Source organism: Paenibacillus jamilae, from assembly GCF_050482105.1.
Lineage (GTDB): Bacteria > Bacillota > Bacilli > Paenibacillales > Paenibacillaceae > Paenibacillus > Paenibacillus jamilae_B.
In genome coordinates this window covers 385,113-405,975 of the sequence record NZ_JBCNHI010000018.1, presented here as the reverse complement: position 1 = coordinate 405,975, position 20,863 = coordinate 385,113, and the positions used below count along the sequence as shown (strand labels likewise).

Below are 20,863 nucleotides of genomic sequence, written 5' to 3'. Positions count from 1 at the left end.
TCTAAGATATGATATCTATAAAAGTAATAGTCTTGACCTATAAGCATAGTTAAGAAGACCCCCTTGCGGATCGGAGTAAACAACTTCTCGAATTACATGTCGCTTTACTGATAATGACACGCTATTAGTGATTGCCGAAAAAAATGAATCCCAAAACGAATAACCCGGAGATAAAAATCACCGAGTCATCCAAAAATAGGATCGGGACGTTTATATAATAGCCCTTAACAAGAGATTACAATACCAAAGGCCGAAGACTATTTTGTGCTCGGCCTTTGGTGTTACACTATTTTTATTTCAGATAAGTTCCCGTTTCACCAATTCCGCCTTTGCCATTCAGAACATATACTCTTGCATTTCCTTTGCCAGAGCAAGTCAGGGTGATTTTTCCATCAGTAACGGTTTTGGAGTCACCGGTCACCGCATCCACATAGACTCCGTTCGGAATTCCGGAGAACGAGGCGTTTCCAGATATCGTGACCAAGGCAAAGCTGTCAATGCCTTTGGCGCTGTCGGTATATCTTCTCTTAAACGCAAGATTGCCCGTTACATTCTCTGTAGAATACTGACCTTTTTGCAAGGCAGGAACAGCTCTTCTAATTAAATTTAGCTGTCTGATATGTTTTGCAAGAGGATGGTTGAGTGATTCCGCAAGCGTCCCAGTAGCATTGGTATATTTACCGTAATCTTGTACCACAACACTGCCCTCTATGTGATCGCCGTAATAAGCTCGTCCCGTTTTGCTCAGCGGTGCGTTGGGACCCGGATCAATGACTGCCCCCTTTTGAAATTCGATTTCGGAGCCATAGAAGATGGCGGGTATTCCGCGGAATGTAAACATCAGATCGAGATTCTCGGCCCAAGTGTCTTGTGTGCCTGCAAATCTTTGATTTTCCGGAGCTTGGTCGGGTGCATAGTCATGTGAGTCGACATAGGTTACATTCCAGGTAGCATCATTATAGTATTGGTCCCCACTTCTCATATTGAATGCTTCATGCGCAGACTTGAATGCCCAATGCATTGGAAAATCAATCACATCCATGCCCGATTTCTTTGAATAGTCAGGCGTATGATAGGTATTGCCGATTAAGAAAGCATTGTTCGAGGTTGGCTGTCCTGCTGTAGTAGAGTTATCCGCCCATTCTTGTTCAACCGACACTTTATTGGAGGCATAGTCATTTTTCCCATCACCCGGATACGACTTCGAAGCCTTCCAAGTATAGAATGGCGTTGAGATTGCTGGAATTCCGCTATTCCAAACATCTCTGTACCGGGTGGCTACTTCTCCAAAAATATAGAAATCCGAGCCGCCTCTTGCCTTCCAGGCAGGGATATAGTATTTATTAAAAATATACCGGCTTACATGCTTCACAGTATCGACACGAAAAGCGTCAACCCCCATGTCAATATAGTGATTGTAGGTATCAATTAAATATTGGTTTACTGCAGGATTTTCCGTGTTCAAATCCACGCAATCTCCCGCTATCTGTCCAGTCTGAACAGTATAGGACTCCCAGGAAAGACTTTTCTCTGTATGATAAACGTTATTATTCGTTTCCGTGTTCTTCATTAAAGCGAGTCTTGCCTGGTACTGCTGATCGGGGGTCATGGAATCATAGTTTGACGGTAGCTTATCCGTTGTCTTCACCAAGTTGTTAGCAGTATCCGCTTTAGTCGGATCTTTCTTGAACATGGGATACAAATTTTCTTCCCCGAAATTACCCGTATGATTGACAACGATGTCCTGAATAACCTTCAGCCCTTTGGCATGGGCCGCATTGATTAAATCCTGATAAGAAGCCCCCGCAGATTCATATCTTGGGTCTACTTTGGCAAAATTTATGGCATGGTAACCATGATAATCATAGCCGCTCGCATTCTGCACAACAGGTGTAATCCAGATGGCACTGAATCCGAGGGCTTTGATATAATCGAGCTTTTGAATCAGCCCCTTAAAGTCTCCTCTCCAAGCCGGGTCCGAATCTGGATTTCGCGCCTTGGCATCATCCCATGCGTGCACGTTGTTGCTTGAATCTCCGTCATAGAACCGGGAAGTAATCACGAAATAAATAGTGTCTTCCCGAAAATCACTCTTATCTCCAATATTATAAACAAAGCTCTGTTTGGTTTGATTGCCAGCGCCGTCTACAACAAGAAACTTTAGTGTCGTGGTCTTGGAGATAAGGATGGACGGTCCGGTCAATCCGGCCAATGCGTTACCGATAATATAGACTTTTGAGTTTGTGGTCGGTTCCGTACCATCCTCCGTGTAATATGCTTTGGTCGTTGCCGCCTTGTTATCTTTCAGGTTGAAGGATACAGTCACTGAGGAATTGGAGTGTCCAGCAGGCAAATTCGCTGTAATAGTCGGAGCTTGCAGATCAGCATTCAGGTCAATTACATACTCGAAAGAGGATGCATTTCCAGTTTGACCGATTGAATTAACGGCGATAGCCTTGATAGTCAAAGAGGAAGCAACCTGGAAAGGAGCGGTATACAAGGTCGAGGAGGTCGTAGGTGTCGAACCGTCTATCGTATAATAAATCTTATCGTCTTTGTTGGTGCTGGAGAGCGTCACCGTTTGAGCCGAATCATAGGTTTTCGGCACGGGAGAGATGGAAACCACCGGATTTTTAGGCATTTCCGGGTTGGCATCATACCATGTGTTATCCGTGTAATACCAGCCCTCTTTCACACTGCGCGACAAGTCAGCCGTCTGTTTGCCATGACCGTCATTAAAGATGAGACTTGAGCCTGTGGCATCAGCAATGGTATAGCTATACCAGTCGTTTCCGTCCGACTTCATCAGAATTCCTGGCCATGCCCCACTAATCGGGACGGTGGCCGGATTCAAATTCCAGTAATGGATTCGAATTGCTGAATTCCAGCTTGATGGCTTCTTGAAATGAACCGTTAATCCAATCTGAGTTGATGCAGGTGTTGCGGTAGGGGCATACGTTGCAGTAACGGTAGACGTAGCCGACGCGGTTGGCGATGGAAGAGCATTCACTGTCGAATTCGTATAGGCGGCTGTATAATCGGTGTTACTGGCCGAAGCACCACCAGGTAAACCGAAGAAGTTTAAACAAAGCGACAATATAATCAACCAAGAAATAAAACTCCCTGTTTTTTTTCTTAGCAAGTTAACACCCTCCTGATAAAATTTAGTGGGTAGATCATGCAACCGGTTGCATTGAAAATAAAAAAAAAGAAAGACATTTATTTTGATAAAATGAATCCATGGATCGCCCCCTCTGTGATATGTACGGAAAATAATCATTGTACGCGCTTACAAAACTAATGCTTAGCAAAGCCTATTAAAATATACACAATAATACTCAATGATTTTTTTCCTTTTTTGATTATATCATCCATACTTTTCCTCGGTCAATGTATTTGCTAGATGGTTTTTTTTCGGAACTCCCTCGCTCGCTAACTTCCCAGCACACCTACCTCCAATCTAATCCATGTAAAATTTTGGTTAGGTGTAATGAATTTCACATCTTTCAAGGTCAACCTGTTCTACCATAGAAGAGTGGTACGCCGTGCTGGGCAGACCATTTTGGTCGGGACATTTACTTCCTGTTTTAAATCAGCTGCAGAGGCTGTCTGGCATGCGCGACAATTACGCCTATTTTGTTTCGAAGCGGAGTGTCCAAATGTTGAATACCGAATTGGAATACCGTGAGCGCATCAGGAAGCTGGCCATATGTATTGTAAAACATTATCGGGGAAAAGGACCGGACAACGTTAAGGTTTCTCTGGATTCACCACTCCGAGTGACCGTAGAGATCCAGGGTACTTTGTCGAATTTGTCCGAAATCCTCGTTCATGAAGGTGCTGTGGAAAAGGTCAGTGATTACTGGAACGTTCTTCGTCCTTATCTGGAAAAGGAGTTTATGAGGGAAGCCGAAAAAACACTTGGCAGTCCCTTCACTTACACTTGGGAGGTCTGCCCCTCCGTCCATGGAGACGGACATATTATCATTACTCTTGAACTACAACACATACACCGGTTGGATTAGCGGGAAGGAGATTATTGCCTCGCTCGCGGATAAGCCAGTACAGGATGCAGCGTAAAGCGGCATTTTTGTATTGGCTTTTTTTATGCTACGAGTTCCATCTATTTTATATAAAAAGAGGTGCTACACACATGGCAGACAAGGTGTTAACAGTATGTCCTTACTGCGGAAGCGGTTGTCAGCTTCATTTGCTAGTGGACAACGGACAGGTAATTGGCGCAGAGCCAGCTAACGGTCGTACAAATGAAGGAACATTATGTCTGAAAGGACATTATGGGTGGGATTTTCTGAATGATCCACAGATTCTGACTGCACGCTTGCGCAAGCCCATGATTCGTAAAAATGGAGTCATGGAGGAAGTGGAATGGAATGAAGCCATTCAATATACTGCCGAACGGCTGTCAGCAATTAAGGAAAAGTATGGACCTGACTCTATTATGGGAACGGGCTCCGCACGCGGTCCGGGCAATGAAGCCAATTATGTGATGCAAAAGTTCATGCGGGCAGTCATTGGTACCAACAATATCGATCATTGCGCTCGGGTATGCCACGGCCCTTCTGTGGCAGGTTTGACTTACTCGCTTGGAGATGGGGCTATGTCCAATTCAATTCCTGAAATTGAACACTCTGATCTCCTTTTCGTATTTGGCTACAACGCGCCCGCGACACATCCTATCGTCGCAAGACGCATTGTAGCTGCCAAGCAAAGAGGTGCCAAAATTATTGTATGTGATCCACGCATGACTGAAACGGGACGCATCTCAGATATGTGGCTACCTCTAAAAGGCGGCTCGAACATGGCATTGGTGAACGCTTTTGGTCATGTGCTTGTGCATGAAGAGCTGTACGACAAACGATATGTGGAAGCAAACACGGAAGGCTTTGCCGAATACGTAGAAAGCATTAAAAAATATACGCCCGAGTATGCGGAAGGCATTACAGGTGTCAAGGCGGCTGACATTCGGGCGGCTATGAGGGAATATGCCAAGGCCCCTACTGCTACAATTTTGTACGGAATGGGCGTATGTCAATTTTCACAGGCCGTTGATGTAGTAAAAGGACTCGCTTCCCTTGCCCTGCTGACCGGAAATCTGGGTAAACCGAATGTAGGTATTGGACCTGTACGTGGACAAAACAATGTTCAGGGCTCCTGCGACATGGGTGCCTTACCCAATGTATATCCTGGTTACCAGGATGTCACCGATACCGCAATTCGCAAAAAGTTTGAAAAAGCATGGGGTGTTGAGCTGCCGCGTAAAAAAGGATATCCACTTACGGAGGTACCGCATCTCATCCTGAAAGAGAACAAGCTGAAGGCTTATTATATTTTCGGCGAAGACCCTGTACAAAGTGATCCGAACGCCGCCGAGCTGCGTGAGGCACTGGATCAACTGGAATTTGTCGTGGTACAGGATATTTTCATGAATAAAACAGCACTGCATGCGGATGTCATCCTCCCTTCTACTTCATGGGGCGAGCATGACGGCGTGTATTCTTCGGCAGACCGTGGCTTTCAGCGCATCCGCAAGGCCGTTGAACCTCAAGGTGATGTAAAGCCAGACTGGGCCATTATTAGCGAGGTTGCTACCGCCATGGGCTACCCTATGTCCTATGCGAACACAGAGGAAATTTGGGATGAAATGCGCAGCCTCAGTCCCTTATTCGCTGGTGCCAGCTACCAGAAAATGGAGGAACAAGGCGGCGTACAATGGCCCTGCCCTACAGACGATCATCCAGGTACACCATATTTATACAAGGGCAATCAATTTTCCACACCTAGTGGTAAAGGCCGATTATTCGCCTGCGAATGGCGTCCGCCGCAAGAACAGCCGGATGCAAAATTCCCGCTTGTCTTATCTACAGTCCGTGAGGTAGGTCATTATTCCGTACGTACTATGACTGGCAATTGCCGTGCATTACGACAGTTGTCTGATGAGCCTGGATTTATTCAGATTAGCCCAGAAGACGGAGCAGAACTGAATATTCTGGATGGCGAAATTGTTGCCATCTCCTCCCGTCGAGGACGCATCATGGCTCGGGCACAAATCAGTGACCGTGTACAACAAGGTGCGACCTACATGACCTATCACTGGTGGGTTGGAGCATGTAATGAGTTGACCGCCGATTTTCTCGATCCGGTATCCAAAACCCCGGAATTGAAATACTGTGCCATCCGGTTGGAACGGATTGCCGACCAAGCGCAGGCTGAACGTGATGTCCATGAATCGTACCAAAAGATTCGCAGACAGATGAACGTCCAGGAAGCTATTCTAGCTGACAAGGTGACAAGATGAGCGGCGCACGAAACACGCTGAACCGCTCGACGAGCAGAATGGGTTCAGCGAATAGAACAAGTGCGGTCGCCTCCTCTTTCGTCGTTGCGGATGGCGGGCAGTGTATTGGCTGCAAAGCCTGTGAATTGGCGTGCTTTGCTGTCCACGGTCAGGCGGGCGGCATAGGCGCTTCGGTTGGAACCGTTAGTATGCCTGTAGTACCCAAGGTGTATGTGGTACGCGCCGGGGATACGTATGTGCCAGTGCAATGCCGGCATTGTGAAAATGCCCCCTGTGCACATGCCTGCCCGGTGCAGGCCATTCGTCAGGAGAACGGCGTAGTCATGATTGATGAGGAACGTTGTATCGGCTGCACCTCCTGTGTTTTGGCCTGTCCCTTCGGGGCTATCGAGGTGTCTCCAGTCTATCGAGCCGGGCACGTTATTACGCAACCTGGTCTGACTAACCGTGCAAATCGAACCGCGCTTCCCCGCACTGCAGCAAGCAAATGTGATCTGTGCGCGGATACAGAGAACGGACAGCCTGCCTGTATAGAGGCCTGTCCAAATCATGTGCTACGGCTGGCCAAAGGCATATCCGACTCGCCTCCAGAGCCTCGACGGGAAGTCTTTTTCCCACGCCTGTAAGGTCAAAATCAGCCGCAGAAAGGTAGAAAACCATGTCAACAACAGACAAGATCTCTTCGCCTCCTTGTATGAGGACGTCTGATTCTACAGACCCTGTCATTCATATTGACCCAACGCTCTGCACTGGATGCAGACGCTGTGCGGGTGTGTGTCCGGTAGATGCTATAGAGGGACTGCCTGGAGAACCTCAAACCGTGAACGCAGACCGCTGTGTTATTTGCGGTCAATGTGTGCAAATATGCAGCGTATACGCATCAGATTGGGCAGATTCATCTCCACAGGCAGCCGCTATCAAACGACAGGAACGTATACGTGAACGCGATATGCCTGCCGACATTGGCGAACCACTATTTGCTGCCTATTATAGCTACAGCCTGAAAAAGGTAGCTGACACGATGAAGAAGCCGGGACAGCTTCGAATCGTACAATGTGCCCCGGCTATTCGCGTATCACTCGCGGAGGAATTTGGTATGCCGTTTGGTACTCTAACGCCCGGCAAAATGGCCGCTGCCCTTCGTCGCCTCGGCTTCGATCGAGTATATGATACAAATTTTGGAGCTGACGTAACCATCATGGAAGAAGGCACTGAGCTTATTCGCCGCGTAACTGAGGGTGGACCGTTACCGATGTTTACATCCTGCTGTCCAGCGTGGGTCCGTTTTGCCGAAATTGAATACCCCGATCTGCTAGACCATCTATCCAGTTGCAAATCGCCAATGCAAATGTTGGGGGCACTGGTCAAAACCTATGGTGCACAGCTGGATGAGGTGGAGCCTGCGAATATTTACAGTGTCGCGATCATGCCATGTACTTGTAAACAATTTGAGTGCGATCGTCCCGAAATGGAATCTGACGGTTATCGTGATGTGGATGAGGTGCTGACCACCCGTGAGCTTGCATACTGGATCAAGCAACAAGGCATTGATTTTATGAACCTGCCTGATGAAGAATTTGATGCACCGCTAGGACAATACTCAGGCGCGGGCACTATTTTTGGTGTAACTGGAGGGGTTATGGAAGCTGCCATCCGCACAGGCTATGAGCTGCTGACGAATGAGAAACTGCCCAAGCTCCAGTTGGATTTTGTCCGTGGCGAGGAAGGCATTCGAGTAGCCGAGGTACAGGTCGGTGAGCTGAGGCTCAAAGTAGCGGTCGTCGCTGGACTTCAGCATGCCTATCAGCTCCTGGATCGTGTGCAGGCAGGCGAATGTGATTATCACTTTATTGAGGTCATGGGCTGTCCGGCCGGCTGTATCAGCGGAGGAGGACAACCCAAGCTCATGTTGGAAAAACAAAAAATTGAGGCTTATCGTGCGCGTAAATCATCCATCTATGGACATGATGCTGCATCTCAAGTACGCAAATCGCATGAGAACCCTTTTATCGTTAAGCTATACGATGAGTTTCTGGGAGAGCCGCTAGGTCATGTATCACACCACCTGCTGCACACGACCTTTCATAAACGTGGACCCGGCAAGCAGAGTCGCAGCAATGGTATGTCTGCCAAAGGACATAGTGATTATCCTATTCATTAGTACGTTCAACACATAAGTATAATCCTTAAAAATTATAATTTGCCGTTAGTTAGAGAGGAGTCGAGTTGTATGAATCGCTTTGTTTTAGCTGATCCCGATCAGTGTATCGGCTGTCGTACCTGTGAAATTGCATGTGTTATCGCACATTCAGCAGAGAACCCTTTTATCTCGCCAGATGATGAGTTTCATTTTCATCCTCGTCTACAGGTAATCAAGTCCTTTGGAGTCACCGCACCTGTTCAGTGTCGTCACTGTGAGGATGCTCCATGTGCTAATGCTTGCCCGAACGGCTCCATTACGAACGCAGACGGCTGCATTCTAATTAACAGCGAAAGCTGTATTGGCTGTAAAACCTGTATGATCGCCTGCCCTTACGGCGCGATTACCATGGTGCCTCAATATAGAAACGGCCAACCTGTCGTGCAAGACGGACTGTACACCAATATGTCGGGTCGTTTGCAACCCAAAGAGCGCATGATCGCCAGCAAATGCGATTTGTGCGAGGGTGTGGACGGTGGCCCGGCCTGTATTGGAAAATGTCCAACTCAAGCCCTCAAGCTGGTCGAGCCAGATCTGGTTCATGCCCGGGTTGAGGAAAAACGAGCAGCTAGTGCACGCCAACTGCTGCATATGACACGCATTCCGGCGACGGGTCTATGACATGACTCCATCTTCTCCGCTAGTCAAAGTTATGCGGACCGAACGGGACGCACTAGGAGACATGGAAATTCCTGTGGATGCCTTGTACGGTATTCACACCGCACGTGCGATGAACAATTTTGCAGTCAGCGGCAGGCCCGTTAACAGAAACCTGATCCACGCTCTTGTATTGGTAAAAAAAAGTGCCGCTCAAGTGAACGGTGAGCAGATGCGGTTGCCTGCCCACCGTGTCTCTGCCATTGTAAATGCCTGCGACGAATTACTCGCCGGACGGCATCAAAATATGTTTACCGTGGATGCCATGCAAGGCGGCGCAGGCACCAGTACCCATATGAATGTGAATGAGGTCATTGCTAATTTGGCCATTGTACAGCTGGGAGGCCAGCCAGGACAATATGAGCTTGTACATCCACTGGACGATGTGAACTGCTGCCAATCTACGAATGATGTCTATCCCACGGCACTGCGAATTGCGGCGATACGCCTGCTGCGTCCTTTATGTGATACGATGTCCTCACTCCAAGATGCACTACAACAAAAAGAAATAGAATATGCCGATCTACTTAAACTAGGCCGCACCCAGCTGATGGATGCCCTGCCCATGATGGCCGGGCAAGGCTTTGGTGCCTATGCAAAAGCTATAGCACGTGACCGCTGGCGCCTCTATAAGGCTGAAGAGAGACTGCGAGAAATCCCTATTGGGGGAACAGCTATTGGTACAGGTATGAATGCGCCTCGGGCTTATAGCTATCGGATGGTCGAAAAGCTAGCGGACGAGACGGGATTAGGATTATGTCGCAGCGACCACCCCATGGACCCCATTCAAAATATGGATGTGTTCGTGGAGGTATCAGGGCTACTCAAATCCGCCGCCGTAAATTTACTCAAAATATCTGGCGATTTTCGACTGCTGGCCTCTGGTCCTTTTGGCGGTATCGGTGAATACATGCTGCCTCCAGTCCAAGCTGGTTCCTCTATTATGCCTGGCAAGGTCAATCCGGTGATGGCTGAAATGGCCGGATTGACAGCGATGCGTGTGATGGCCGAAGATGCGGCTATAACGATGGCTGCAGCCTCTGGACAACTGGAGCTGAACGCGTTCCTACCGTTGATTGCTGAATCGCTGCTGGAATCGCTGCATATTCTCACCCATGCTGTTCAACTGTTCGAGGAACGGTGTGTGCGCGGTCTGATCGTACAGAAGGAACGCTGTTCTGCTAATCTGCACAGCTCGGCTGTGATGGCTTCCGCGCTGGTCGCAGAGCTTGGCTATGATGAGGCTGCTTCCATTGCATCAGCAGCCATTGCGCAGGGTCGCACACCAGAGGATATTGCAGAGGATCGCGGTCAGCTGACCCGTGCGCGGATTGACCAATTGTGCCATCCCTATACCGTAACCAAGCCCGGAATTCCGGGGCAGGAAGAAGGAACTCACCATGGGAATGAATGATACCCCGAGAAGTAACCGACCACATGTCGTTCTGCTTGGTCGCCGAAATGCAGGCAAATCCAGCATTCTGAACACCTTGACCGGCCAGCCCGCCGCTGTGGTATCCCCTATAGGAGGAACGACTACGGACCCCGTTTTCAAGCCGATGGAGCTACTTCCTGCGGGTCCCATTGTTCTGGTAGATACCGCCGGACTGGACGATGAGGGTGAGATCGGGGAGCTGCGCCGCAACAAAACGCTAGAAATTCTTAATAGTACAGACTTGGCTCTGCTGGTCATCGACGCCACTGTTGGCGTCGGACCATTCGAGCATGAGCTGCGCGAAAAGCTGCGTATCAAAAAGATTCCTATCATTGGGATACTAAATAAAATAGATGCCCTTGCTGAACCAGATCCAATGGTTGCTTCGCTGGAGGCCGAATTGAATCTCGCAATGATTCCTTTCAGTGCCACTATGCTTCGGGGGGACACTGAACTGAAAAAGGCCATCACGAATACACTCCCCCACAACGAAGATCGCTTCCGCATCGTAGGTGACCTGTTGTCACCTGGTGATCTGGTCGTGCTGGTGGTTCCCATCGATGAAGCTGCGCCAAAGGGCCGGTTGATTCTGCCACAGCAGCAAACCATTCGTGATACGCTAGAGAGCGATGCTATCGCTGTAGTGACCAAAGAGCATGAACTACGCTTGACATTAGAGCGACTGGGACGCAAGCCCCGCCTGGTCATTACCGATTCACAGGTCTTTATGAAAGTCGCGGCCGACACGCCTAAGGATGTACCTCTTACATCATTCTCCATTCTGTTTGCCCGTCATAAAGGCGATCTGGACGAACTGGTGCGAGGGGCAAGAGCCATTGATCGCCTCCGGGATGGAGACCGTGTACTCATTGCCGAAGCCTGCACTCACCAATGCCAATCTGACGATATTGGTCGAGTGAAAATCCCTCGATGGCTCCGTCAAACGATAGGCAAACGCCTAATTATTGAGCATGCATCCGGCTCCAGCTTCCCTGACGATTTGAGTGAATATGCTTTGGTTATTCACTGCGGCGCCTGTATGCTCAATCGGCGTACGATGCTTCACCGGATGTCTGAAACGAAAGCCGCAGGGGTGCCGATTGTGAACTATGGTGTTTTCATCGCTTATGTCCAGGGGGTCTTTCCCCGTGCCATTGAATGCTTTCCATCCGCTATGCTGGCCTGGGAGCAAGCAATTGAAGCTGGTAGTCACTCCTGAAAATCCGAAGCAAAGTATTTCATTTCTTCATATACACCAAAGCAGCCGCGTTGGAATCAACGCGGCTGCTTATTATTTTCTATTCTATTTATAATAAGAATTACTGTGATAAGAAAGGATGGCGCTAGAAATACAAATCGCGCTCGCCTGCTTCCAGTCGTTCAAGTCTGTCAAGCGTCAAACGGCGCGTCGATTCGCGTGGTATACGCTCCAAATTCTCTCGCAGAGCGGCAGCTCCCAGTTCACGTGCCTCCTCATCCCCATAATCCAGCAAATATTCTTGGAAGGTCAGCAGCGAATTGGGCTGGCACACATTGTGAATTTGTCCCGATTTGGCAAGTTCCATGAAGCGATCTCCGGTTCTTCCCTCACGGTAGCAAGCTGTACAATAGCTTGGCATATATCCGCCACGACACAAGCTTTTAATAATTTCCGACGGTGAGCGATGGTCTCCCACCTCAAATTGAGGCTTATCTTCCGTCTCTTGTTTGGCGTAGGCCCCTACGCCTGTAGCTGATCCTGCACTAATCTGTGATACGCCTAAACCAATGACTCGGTCTCTATATTCCGGCTCCTCGCGTGTAGACAGGATCATACCGGCATAAGGGACAGCCAATCGAAGAACGGATACAATTTTCATAAAATCCTCATCGTTGACCAGGTACGGATATCGCTCCAGATCTACATTTTCAGCCGGACGCAACCGTGGAACTGAGACCGTGTGAGGCCCACAGCCAAAAGCTTCTTCCAAGTGTTCGGCATGTTTCAGCATCGCTACAGTTTCATAGCGGAAATCATATAGACCGTACAACACACCAATCCCCACATCATCTATACCCGCACGCATGGCCCGGTCCATTGCGGTAGTGTGCCAATCATAATCCCGTTTGGGTCCCTGCAGATGAAATTTGCGATAGCTTTCCCGATGATACGTTTCCTGGAATAAAATATACGTACCGATGCCCACCTCTGCCAGTTTCCGATAGTCCTCCTCGGTTGTCGATGCAATATTCACGTTGATCCGCCGAATGCTGCCGTTATCTACCTTGACCTCATAGATCTGACGCAGACAATCGACGATATAGTCAATGGGACAATGAATGGGGTCTTCCCCCGCTTCCAGTACGAGTCGCTTGTGTCCCAGCTCTTGAAGCACTCTGACCTCCTCTACCAATTCCTCCGGGGTCAGGCGGCTACGTGTAAAGCTATCATTGGTATGTTTATAACCACAATATTCGCAGTTATTAACACAGTGGTTGCTTACATATAAAGGAGCGAACAACACGATCCGGTTGCCATAAATCTGCTCTTTGACTGCTCGCGAAGATTTGAACATCTCTTCCAATAATTCAGGATCATCTACATGCAATAGAGCCGCCGCTTCACTTGCACTCAGTCCGCGGCAGGCTCTACCCTTTTCTAAAATTTCCAAAATGCGTTGTCGATTTGTCGCCTCTTGTTTCCCCTGCTCCACTGCGGCCATAATCTCTGCTTCATTAATAAAATCTGCCGATACTTTCTCCCGTACTCCACTCACGTATACCCATCTCCTTATTTATGGTTACTGCAATGTTTCCGTCGCGTTCTTACACTGTCCCCTGTCTCATAAGCTGTCGTTGTACTCTCAAACTATCGCCACGCCCCATATCGACTTCAAATCCCGCTCCACGGATTCGTAGCTCCAAGCAATGTCGACATTGGGCAGACTCATCGCCCAAGCATATTTTATTCTCATAAATCGCATACTTCGGCCTCACCGCCAGTGGCGACAAATTAGGCATCACTACATTCGCTCCCGCCTGAAGCGCCTTCTCCCTTCCTTGGGGGTGAATCGTTCCCATGGCCGTGGATGCCGGAATAAGCGCATCTGGAACGACCAACCGGGATAATGAAATGATATCAAGTGCCTTTTCCATGCTCCCCTGGCTGGCCTCACGAAGCGGCGTGTTGCTATGAGGTAAGAAGGGGCCAATCCCAATCATATCTGGCGACAGGCTATGCAAATAGACCAAATCATCTGCCAATTCGCTGTTCGTTTGTCCCGGTAATCCCACCATACATCCAGCCCCGATCTGAAAGCCAATACGTTGCAAAGCCAATAGACGGCTACGCCTGCTTTCGATCGTCATGGTCGGATGCAGCTTGGCATACAAGCTGGGGGAAGCCGTCTCATGCCGCAGCAAAAAACGGTCTGCGCCCGCCTCGTATAGTTGCTCATACGTTTCGTCATCTCGTTCCCCGATGGACAATGTAACCGCCACATCTGCAAAACGGCTTTTAATTTCCCGAATCAACTTCGTCAGCCGGGCAGTCGTAAACCAGTAATCTTCCCCGCTTTGCAAAACAAAGGTCCGATAGCCCAGTTCATACCCCTCCGCACAGCAGGCGAGAATTTCTTCTGGCTGCAAACGGTAACGGTCTGCCTGTTTATTTGAAGCACGCAGCCCACAGTACATGCAATCCTGACGACATATACTTGAGAATTCAATTAACCCTCGTAAAAAAACACCTTTGCCATAACGCTCCAATTTGGTACGGGCTGCCAGTTGGCGCAGTTGAGCTCGTAGCGTCGGCTCACTATCCAAACGTGTCAGCAGCTCTGTCATTTCCGTATGCGTCCAGTCCTTGCCTTCAGCCAGACGCAGTAATAATTCGTCCGTGACTCATCCCTTCTTCCCTCGTCCATCCGGACTTTAGATCATCAGCGGCTTATATTGCATATGTATTATTCTAGCAACATCAGAGAGAATATAACGTGACTAGTTTCACAAAAAATCCCATTTTCTGAAAACTAACTTCATTCTTAATTCTAAAAATACATATTCATCTGCACATAAAAAAAGCTGCCTCCTTCTAAAGGAAAGAAACAGCTTTTGTCAATAGTTTTGTTTATTACTGAATCAAATCAATGGCCTGCTGGGGTACAAAATAATCAACGCCGTTAAACACGATTACACCGTTAAGTGTGGAATTTTTGCCATTCAGTGTAGCAATATTTTTGTATACTGGAAGCTCCAGCTTGTTACTGCCTTTGGTCACCGTGATGACTTTTGAGTCCGCAGTAAACTTGGCTCCTTTAGCTTCAAAAGCGGCTTTTGCAGGAACAAACAGCTGCTTGCTAACTGTATCCAAATCCAGTCCAAGTACACGTGTCATATATTTATTGACATCCGTATTGTCGATTACACCAGATGGACGGTCTCCGTTCGGCGCATACGTGTACAGCACAACATCGCCTCCTGTGTGTCCACCTGTAGTCCAGCCAATATTCGCGCGTTTACTAATGATCGGTCCGACGGCATAATTCATGCTGCCTTCTTTGGCAGCTTTAATTGTTTTTACTTCTTCGTCAGTCAAATCGGTAATGCCAAAATACGTGGACAGCACTTCTTTAATATTACTGCGATCTGCATTCAGCTTGGCTTCTAAACCTTCACCTGTTAGCTTGGCTTTTTTCAGCGGATCTATAAAGGAAGCCAAAGGCGTTTTGTCATAATTGCTAGTTGTATCGCTGCTACCAATCGTCAATCCACCGTTTCCGTGGTCTGTCACTGCTACGACGACAGTATTTTGGTTTTGCTTGGCATAATCGAGAGCAACCTTCACTGCATCATCAAACGAAAGCACGTCACTAATAATCCCCGTTGGATCATTAGCGTGTGCGGCCCAATCCACTTTACTACCTTCAACCATTAAGAAAAAGCCTTTTTCATTTTTGGATAACACATGAATTGCTTTTGTTGTCATTTCTGCCAGACTAGGCTCCTTGGATGCATCGCGATCCAGGTCATACGCGAGGGCTTCAGGAGAAAAGCTACCCCAGAGCTTAGTGGAGGTCGAATTTTTCAAACCCTTAGGTGTCGTGACAAAATCATAGCCCTGGTCTTTAATTTGGGCAATTAAATCTTGACCGTCCTTACGTCCTGCTGGCTCCAAAAACTTGCCTCCTCCACCTAGCACGACGTCAACTCCATTGTAGGCTTGCTGCATGCTTAGTGCATCATAATTTTTACGGTCAGGATAATGAGCGGTAAAATCAGCTGGCGTCGCATGCATAATTTCTGAGGTAGCAATAATTCCAGTCGATTTTCCTGCCAGCTTGGAAGCCTCCAGAATGGAAGCTACGGGCTTTTTGGCGTCACCTGCTGCGATCGGTTGTTGTCCAGGCATTGTCGCCTCATCTGGAAGAACACCTACATAACCAGTATGTGATTTATATCCTGTAGCAAAAGCAGTACCTGCCGGAGCAGAATCGGCAATCGGCGCATCCGCAGAATGCGTACGCACCATGCCGCTTGCCATGCTATCTAACGTTAAGGATGATCCTTTGTACCATCTAGCCAGCGCAGTCGCGTCATTGGCCATACCGTCTGGAATTAGAATAATTACATTTTTAATTGTCATGTCCTTTTCGACTGCCATTGCTGTCCCGCCACTTACTGTTAGCATCATCGTCACTACAAGTGCAGCCACCGATTTTTTGGTATGTATCCCCCAACATTTTAGCATTCATTTTCCTCCCAGACCTTTTTTTGTACAGCCAGAACTTAGATTAATTGTGTATAATCAGGAGAATGTTAACGGAATTCATTATCTATATTAAAAGACTCTATTCGTGAAAAAAACGCTTCATCTATATAAAACTTGTGACACATGAGATTTATCAGGGCTGGGCATTTAATTTTATTAATGTATAATCAGTCTATGATGTCATAGGAAAAGCTTATAAGACAAGGAGCGTAAAGTACGATGGAATTCAGACAGCTTCAGTACACCCTGCAAATTGCAGCAGAAAAAAACTTCTCACGTGCAGCGGAAAAACTGCACATTGCTCAGCCCTCTTTGAGCCAGCAATTATCCAAATTGGAAAGAGAGCTCGGGGTGCTGTTATTTCAACGCAACACCAGCACGGTGGAACTAACACATGCGGGAGCAAGTTTTGTGGAAAAGGCAAAAAAAATAGTCGATGCGGTGGAGCAGCTCCGGCAGGAAATGGACGATATTTCTCAGCTACGAAAAGGAAAAGTCGTCGTTGGCAGTATGCCTATCACGGGTTCCCATTTGCTGCCTCATGTGCTGCCTGTATTCAAAAAAGCTCATCCAGACATTGAAATCGTGTTAGTCGAAGATTCATCCATGAATCTGGAGAAAAAAACGGCCAGTGGCGATACAGATCTCAGTCTGCTCTCTCTTCCATTAGTAGAACCTACACTTTCTTATGTACCCATCGGTGAAGAATGGATTGATCTCGCCGTTCCTCCAGGTCATCCCCTAGCCCTGCGTAAAAACGGTGACCAGCCGCAACCCGTGCATATGGAAGAACTTAAAGACGAGCCTTTTGTCGTGTTGAAAAAAGGACAAGGCTTTCGCAAGCTGACGATGGATCTGTGTCATCAAGCAGGCTTTGAACCCAATGTGGTGTTTGAAAGCACTAATATGGAGACACTCCAATCGCTCGTAGCGACAGGTATGGGAGTGACGCTTGTCCCCCGTTTTATCGCCCGCGCCGCCAGCAGCGAGTTTGTTCCAGCCTTGCTGCCATTAGCCGAACCTACCCCAAGCCGTACCTTGGCGATTGCTTACCGGAACGGACGCTATTTATCTAAAGCTGCCGAAGCTTTTATTGATACCTTCCGAGAAACGGTTAAGCAACTTTCTCAAAAATAGCATTAAATATAGAAAGGACCGCTTTCCTCCCCAGCCCAGCCAGAGAGAAAAACGGTCCTGGGGCTTTGCCCCTATACTTTCATGCTGCATTTAGTTCACGGGTTCGATACACTGTTGTGAGTTACTTCCATCTGTCTTCAACGAACCACATTTCATATTTTTTGAATTTCATGTTAGCCTCGCCTGATAACTCTACGCTTGCTCGGAAACTCCACTTTATCCATCCCGCATCACTTCTTTCCTTACGGTCTCTAGTCTTGGTGTCCCAAGAATATCCTACCTCAGTTCCAATGTGCTGTGTGATCCCAAAGTGCCTGTCCTCGCCTTGTTGTGATCAGGGTCTCCCTACATACGGTGGACTTTTATCCTGATCATAGCCCATTTCATAGTTATTTCCGACAACCTGTCTATTTAAGCCTCTCGGCCGTGACAGGCCATCCCTATTCGCCAGTTCGGATCTACTTTGGTTATCCATCGTTATCAACCTCCTGGTGTCGGGATACTATTATAATACACCTATAGGCTGTATCTGAAACAGGCAGAACAATTTTTTTATCGGGAAGAACCAAATGCTTGCTGCACGTCAGCTTCACTCACTTGTGTCTTAATAACCAGTTTCGAAGGATCTTGAGGTGAATATATCACCTCTATAATATTTCCCTGTTGCAGTTTGGATAATTGGGAAGAAAAAACATCCTTTTGCGTGGTTACATTAAATGTTTCGCCATTGCTTTTCGTCACCGCTAGTGTAAATTGAAGCTTAATTTTATCGGGTCCCGCTTCCCCCATGGGTGTAACATCCAGTATCTTCGCATAGGCCTGCTCACCGGTTTTGGCAATTTCCATCAGTTCAGGCGATACGCCCTGCTTGACCATCTGCTCATTCATTAACGCTTGCAAATCCATTTGCGATACCTGACCCTTCAGGTCAAGACCTACCTTCATTTTGTCCTTTTCAGATACGATCAACGGAATAATCGAGCCTGGCTGAAATTGAGCCATGGAGGTCAAAGGAATAATCGTCGTCAAAGCAGTATCATATTTGTCTTCTCCCTGTTTGGTTACGGTCAACCCGAGCTTTACCTGTGGCTGATTGTTTACATAAGTCCCTGTTTGTTGAACACTTGTAATGATTCCCACTCCAGGGACACCCTTCTTGACTTTACCGCCTCCAAAAAATAGACCTAAAATGCCAGGTAAAAATATAAGCGCAAAACCTGTGTAAATTAACGGCCGATACCACGGGGCTTCCATAATTAAAAATGGATCATCCCATAAGTATTCAGCCAGAAAAGGCGAAAATCCTACGCCAAACACTAGAAGTACCCCGATCAGACTCAAAAATCCTTTCATCCTCCAAAACCCCTTTTTCAATCATCTGTTTAATAAATATGCTTGTAAGAAAGGCGTACCGACTCTATTCAACTTACGCTGTCACCAGTCCCATATAAATGAGTTCTGATGGATTTATCGGATTGCTACCCAGCCCCACTGTATCTCCGGGCCGTGGAATTTGCAGCTTGGAAACGAGTGTTTCCAGTGTTTTTTGGTATCGATTGCCACTAACTTCCGTTACATCTAGTACAAGCACCACAATTGGATCAAAATTTACGAGCTTCCCAGTATCTGTTACCGAAATGACAACTGCCGTCGCTGCCATCGCTAATCCGCCGTTAGCCGCTGTTTGAGCTTGTCTTGCCGAGTTTAAGCTCTGGTTGATCTGTTCCCGATGCTCTTTAGGGACCAGACCTTTCATCAATAATCCGGACAAGCCCTTATTCATCAGTTGATCGGCATGTTCTATCACATCCTGCTGTTTTTTCTTCTTACCGAAAAAGTTCATCATGTGGTTGCACCTCATATTTTGAATTGTTATACCTTATGAATTCAGTATAGAAGAAGGTATCCTTCATCACAATACGTTTTGGCGCATACAAAAGAACCGAAAAAACAACAGCTTTAATCTGTATTTTTTCGGTTTTGTTTTGGAATTGAGCGCGGTTTGCACAAAAATTTGTGCACTTTGGGGCATTCTTTCAACTCGATCGTCTAATCGTTTTGTGAAAAACGAGTGCACGCAGACTATTTTTTACGCAAAAGATAGACCAGTTTACGATAATACGCTGATGATTCTTTATAGCGACGGCTATCCTCGGACACTACAGCCAGCGTTTCATATAGCTGCTCAAGTCGTGTTGGATGCTGGATGGCTTCAAAATAAGGCAAGCATTGCTGAGCATGCACCCAAAATGCATCCTGATTTCCCTGGGCAAGCGCAAGCTGGCTTTCATAAAAATCAAGCCCCATTTGCTGATCCGTTGTCAGGTTTGTTTTACGCAGCTGATCCAGATGCTGTGAGAGCAGCCCCCAGTTTTTCCGGGCAAATGCGATCTCACAACGATATATCAGCGTAACAGGCAGCATCATTTGCTGCATTTCCTCGCGCTCCCGGCTTACCAGTGCTTCAAAACGCACCACTTCCTCCAAGGCCTTATCCAGCTCGCCAATCGACGTCAGCATAATAATCCGATTGTTCAGGATCGTCGTGAGCATATCTGCCGCATTTTCCAAATAGACCAAATTGGCCTCCGCCATAGACAACGTTAACAGTGCCTCCTGCACAGACCCCATAGCAAAACAGTATCCGCTGTAAGCCACATACAGGCCTGTCAAACGGTGAAAAAGCCGGTCATCATATACCCTGCGCATTGTTTGCTCAAACACCTGCTTTGCCTGATCAAATTGCTTGACCTGAATGCAGGCTTCCATCAGAATGTTTTGCGCATTGAGCCAGTTCTCCGTCCCCTCTTCCACTAGGCGGATGAGCTGCGTAACGCTATTTAGTACATCATAATAATGGTTTTTAGAGCGGAAATACTGAATCTTATAAAATAAAATTGCTTTTTTGAGCGGTGCGGGCAGCTCCACCTCATCCGAGCGGCCGAACTTCTCCAAATAAAAATTCAAATAGGTTTGATGCAAATATTCATAAGCTGTTGGGTCATTTACCTGCTGGAAATAAACAGCCTTCATCAAATACGTCGTCATTTCCACCACAAGCGAATCATTGCGATCCTCCAACTGATCCACATAGCTTTCCGTAGCAGGATTAGCCAGTTTGGACAGCTCTGTGAAAATTTTATCCGCTATAGCCAGCGTCTCTTCATCCTCTGCAGATGCGCGCAATAGGTAGGAAGGTTGTACACCTAGACGCTCAGCAATTTGCTCCGCCAGATCCTCAGCCAACGGGTAACGATCAGCCAATATATTCGCAAAATGGGCAGGTGTAACCAAACCGTCTACTAACTCTTTACGAGATAGGTTTGTCTTTTTACACAAAAATTCAATACGTTCCTTAAGCATGAGTTA

General features: G+C 47.4%; 16 protein-coding genes. 8 read left to right on the top strand and 8 right to left on the bottom strand.

Annotation, left to right across the window (positions count from 1 at the left end):
- Window positions 1-292: 292 nt before the first annotated feature.
- Entirely contained in the window at window positions 293-3,142 is a 2,850-nt protein-coding gene (locus ABEW32_RS17060; RefSeq protein WP_430189646.1) for an alpha-amylase family glycosyl hydrolase, read from the bottom strand.
- 517 nt (window positions 3,143-3,659) lie between these two features.
- On the opposite strand from ABEW32_RS17060, the gene ABEW32_RS17055 reads away from it, so the two are divergent.
- The 7 genes from ABEW32_RS17055 to hydF all read left to right on the top strand — a co-directional run bounded on the left by ABEW32_RS17055 (window position 3,660) and on the right by hydF (window position 11,827).
- The gene (locus ABEW32_RS17055; protein WP_430189643.1) at window positions 3,660-4,025 is read left to right on the top strand and encodes a DUF2294 domain-containing protein; all 366 of its coding nucleotides are present in this window, start codon (window positions 3,660-3,662) and stop codon (window positions 4,023-4,025) included.
- A 128-nt stretch (window positions 4,026-4,153) separates the two neighbouring features.
- Window positions 4,154-6,316: a formate dehydrogenase subunit alpha gene (gene fdhF / locus ABEW32_RS17050; RefSeq protein WP_430189642.1), complete on the top strand. Its 2,163-nt coding sequence runs from the start codon at window positions 4,154-4,156 to the stop codon at window positions 6,314-6,316.
- The gene (locus tag ABEW32_RS17045; protein ID WP_430189639.1) at window positions 6,313-6,942 is read left to right on the top strand and encodes a 4Fe-4S dicluster domain-containing protein; all 630 of its coding nucleotides are present in this window, start codon (window positions 6,313-6,315) and stop codon (window positions 6,940-6,942) included. The genes fdhF and ABEW32_RS17045 overlap by 4 nt, the downstream gene beginning before the upstream one ends.
- A gap of 68 nt (window positions 6,943-7,010) precedes the next feature.
- Window positions 7,011-8,477: a [FeFe] hydrogenase, group A gene (locus tag ABEW32_RS17040; RefSeq protein WP_430189636.1), complete on the top strand. Its 1,467-nt coding sequence runs from the start codon at window positions 7,011-7,013 to the stop codon at window positions 8,475-8,477.
- Window positions 8,478-8,546: 69 nt separating this feature from the next.
- Complete coding sequence (locus ABEW32_RS17035) at window positions 8,547-9,137, top strand: 4Fe-4S dicluster domain-containing protein (protein ID WP_430189633.1); 591 nt, start codon at window positions 8,547-8,549, stop codon at window positions 9,135-9,137.
- Window position 9,138: 1 nt separating this feature from the next.
- Window positions 9,139-10,587 (top strand): aspartate ammonia-lyase, encoded by a 1,449-nt coding sequence (locus ABEW32_RS17030; protein ID WP_430189630.1) that lies wholly within the window; start codon window positions 9,139-9,141, stop codon window positions 10,585-10,587.
- Window positions 10,574-11,827 (top strand): [FeFe] hydrogenase H-cluster maturation GTPase HydF, encoded by a 1,254-nt coding sequence (gene hydF, locus ABEW32_RS17025; protein WP_430189628.1) that lies wholly within the window; start codon window positions 10,574-10,576, stop codon window positions 11,825-11,827. The genes ABEW32_RS17030 and hydF overlap by 14 nt, the downstream gene beginning before the upstream one ends.
- 124 nt (window positions 11,828-11,951) lie before the next feature.
- On the opposite strand, the gene hydG is transcribed toward hydF, so the two are convergent.
- The 3 genes from hydG to ABEW32_RS17010 all read right to left on the bottom strand — a co-directional run bounded on the left by hydG (window position 11,952) and on the right by ABEW32_RS17010 (window position 16,336).
- Window positions 11,952-13,364, bottom strand: a complete 1,413-nt coding sequence (hydG, locus tag ABEW32_RS17020) for a [FeFe] hydrogenase H-cluster radical SAM maturase HydG (RefSeq protein WP_430189625.1) — start codon at window positions 13,362-13,364, stop codon at window positions 11,952-11,954.
- Between the two features lie 49 nt (window positions 13,365-13,413).
- Window positions 13,414-14,466: a [FeFe] hydrogenase H-cluster radical SAM maturase HydE gene (gene hydE / locus ABEW32_RS17015; RefSeq protein WP_430190421.1), complete on the bottom strand. Its 1,053-nt coding sequence runs from the start codon at window positions 14,464-14,466 to the stop codon at window positions 13,414-13,416.
- A gap of 253 nt (window positions 14,467-14,719) precedes the next feature.
- Window positions 14,720-16,336, bottom strand: a complete 1,617-nt coding sequence (locus tag ABEW32_RS17010; RefSeq protein ID WP_430189623.1) for an alkaline phosphatase — start codon at window positions 16,334-16,336, stop codon at window positions 14,720-14,722.
- Between the two features lie 240 nt (window positions 16,337-16,576).
- Here ABEW32_RS17010 and ABEW32_RS17005 point away from each other — a divergent pair, with 240 nt between their 5' ends.
- The gene (locus tag ABEW32_RS17005) at window positions 16,577-17,494 is read left to right on the top strand and encodes a LysR family transcriptional regulator (RefSeq protein WP_430189621.1); all 918 of its coding nucleotides are present in this window, start codon (window positions 16,577-16,579) and stop codon (window positions 17,492-17,494) included.
- Between the two features lie 334 nt (window positions 17,495-17,828).
- On the opposite strand, the gene ABEW32_RS17000 is transcribed toward ABEW32_RS17005, so the two are convergent.
- The 4 genes from ABEW32_RS17000 to ABEW32_RS16985 all read right to left on the bottom strand — a co-directional run bounded on the left by ABEW32_RS17000 (window position 17,829) and on the right by ABEW32_RS16985 (window position 20,857).
- Window positions 17,829-17,969 carry a hypothetical protein gene (locus ABEW32_RS17000; RefSeq protein ID WP_430189619.1) on the bottom strand — a complete coding sequence of 47 codons (141 nt, stop codon included), beginning with the start codon at window positions 17,967-17,969 and terminating at the stop codon, window positions 17,829-17,831.
- 77 nt (window positions 17,970-18,046) lie between these two features.
- The gene (locus ABEW32_RS16995) at window positions 18,047-18,847 is read right to left on the bottom strand and encodes a hypothetical protein (RefSeq protein WP_430189617.1); all 801 of its coding nucleotides are present in this window, start codon (window positions 18,845-18,847) and stop codon (window positions 18,047-18,049) included.
- Between the two features lie 73 nt (window positions 18,848-18,920).
- A complete protein-coding gene (locus ABEW32_RS16990) occupies window positions 18,921-19,340 on the bottom strand; it encodes a hypothetical protein (protein WP_430189615.1) in 420 nt (139 codons plus the stop codon).
- 236 nt (window positions 19,341-19,576) lie between these two features.
- Complete coding sequence (locus ABEW32_RS16985; RefSeq protein WP_430189612.1) at window positions 19,577-20,857, bottom strand: XRE family transcriptional regulator; 1,281 nt, start codon at window positions 20,855-20,857, stop codon at window positions 19,577-19,579.
- Window positions 20,858-20,863: the final 6 nt, after the last annotated feature.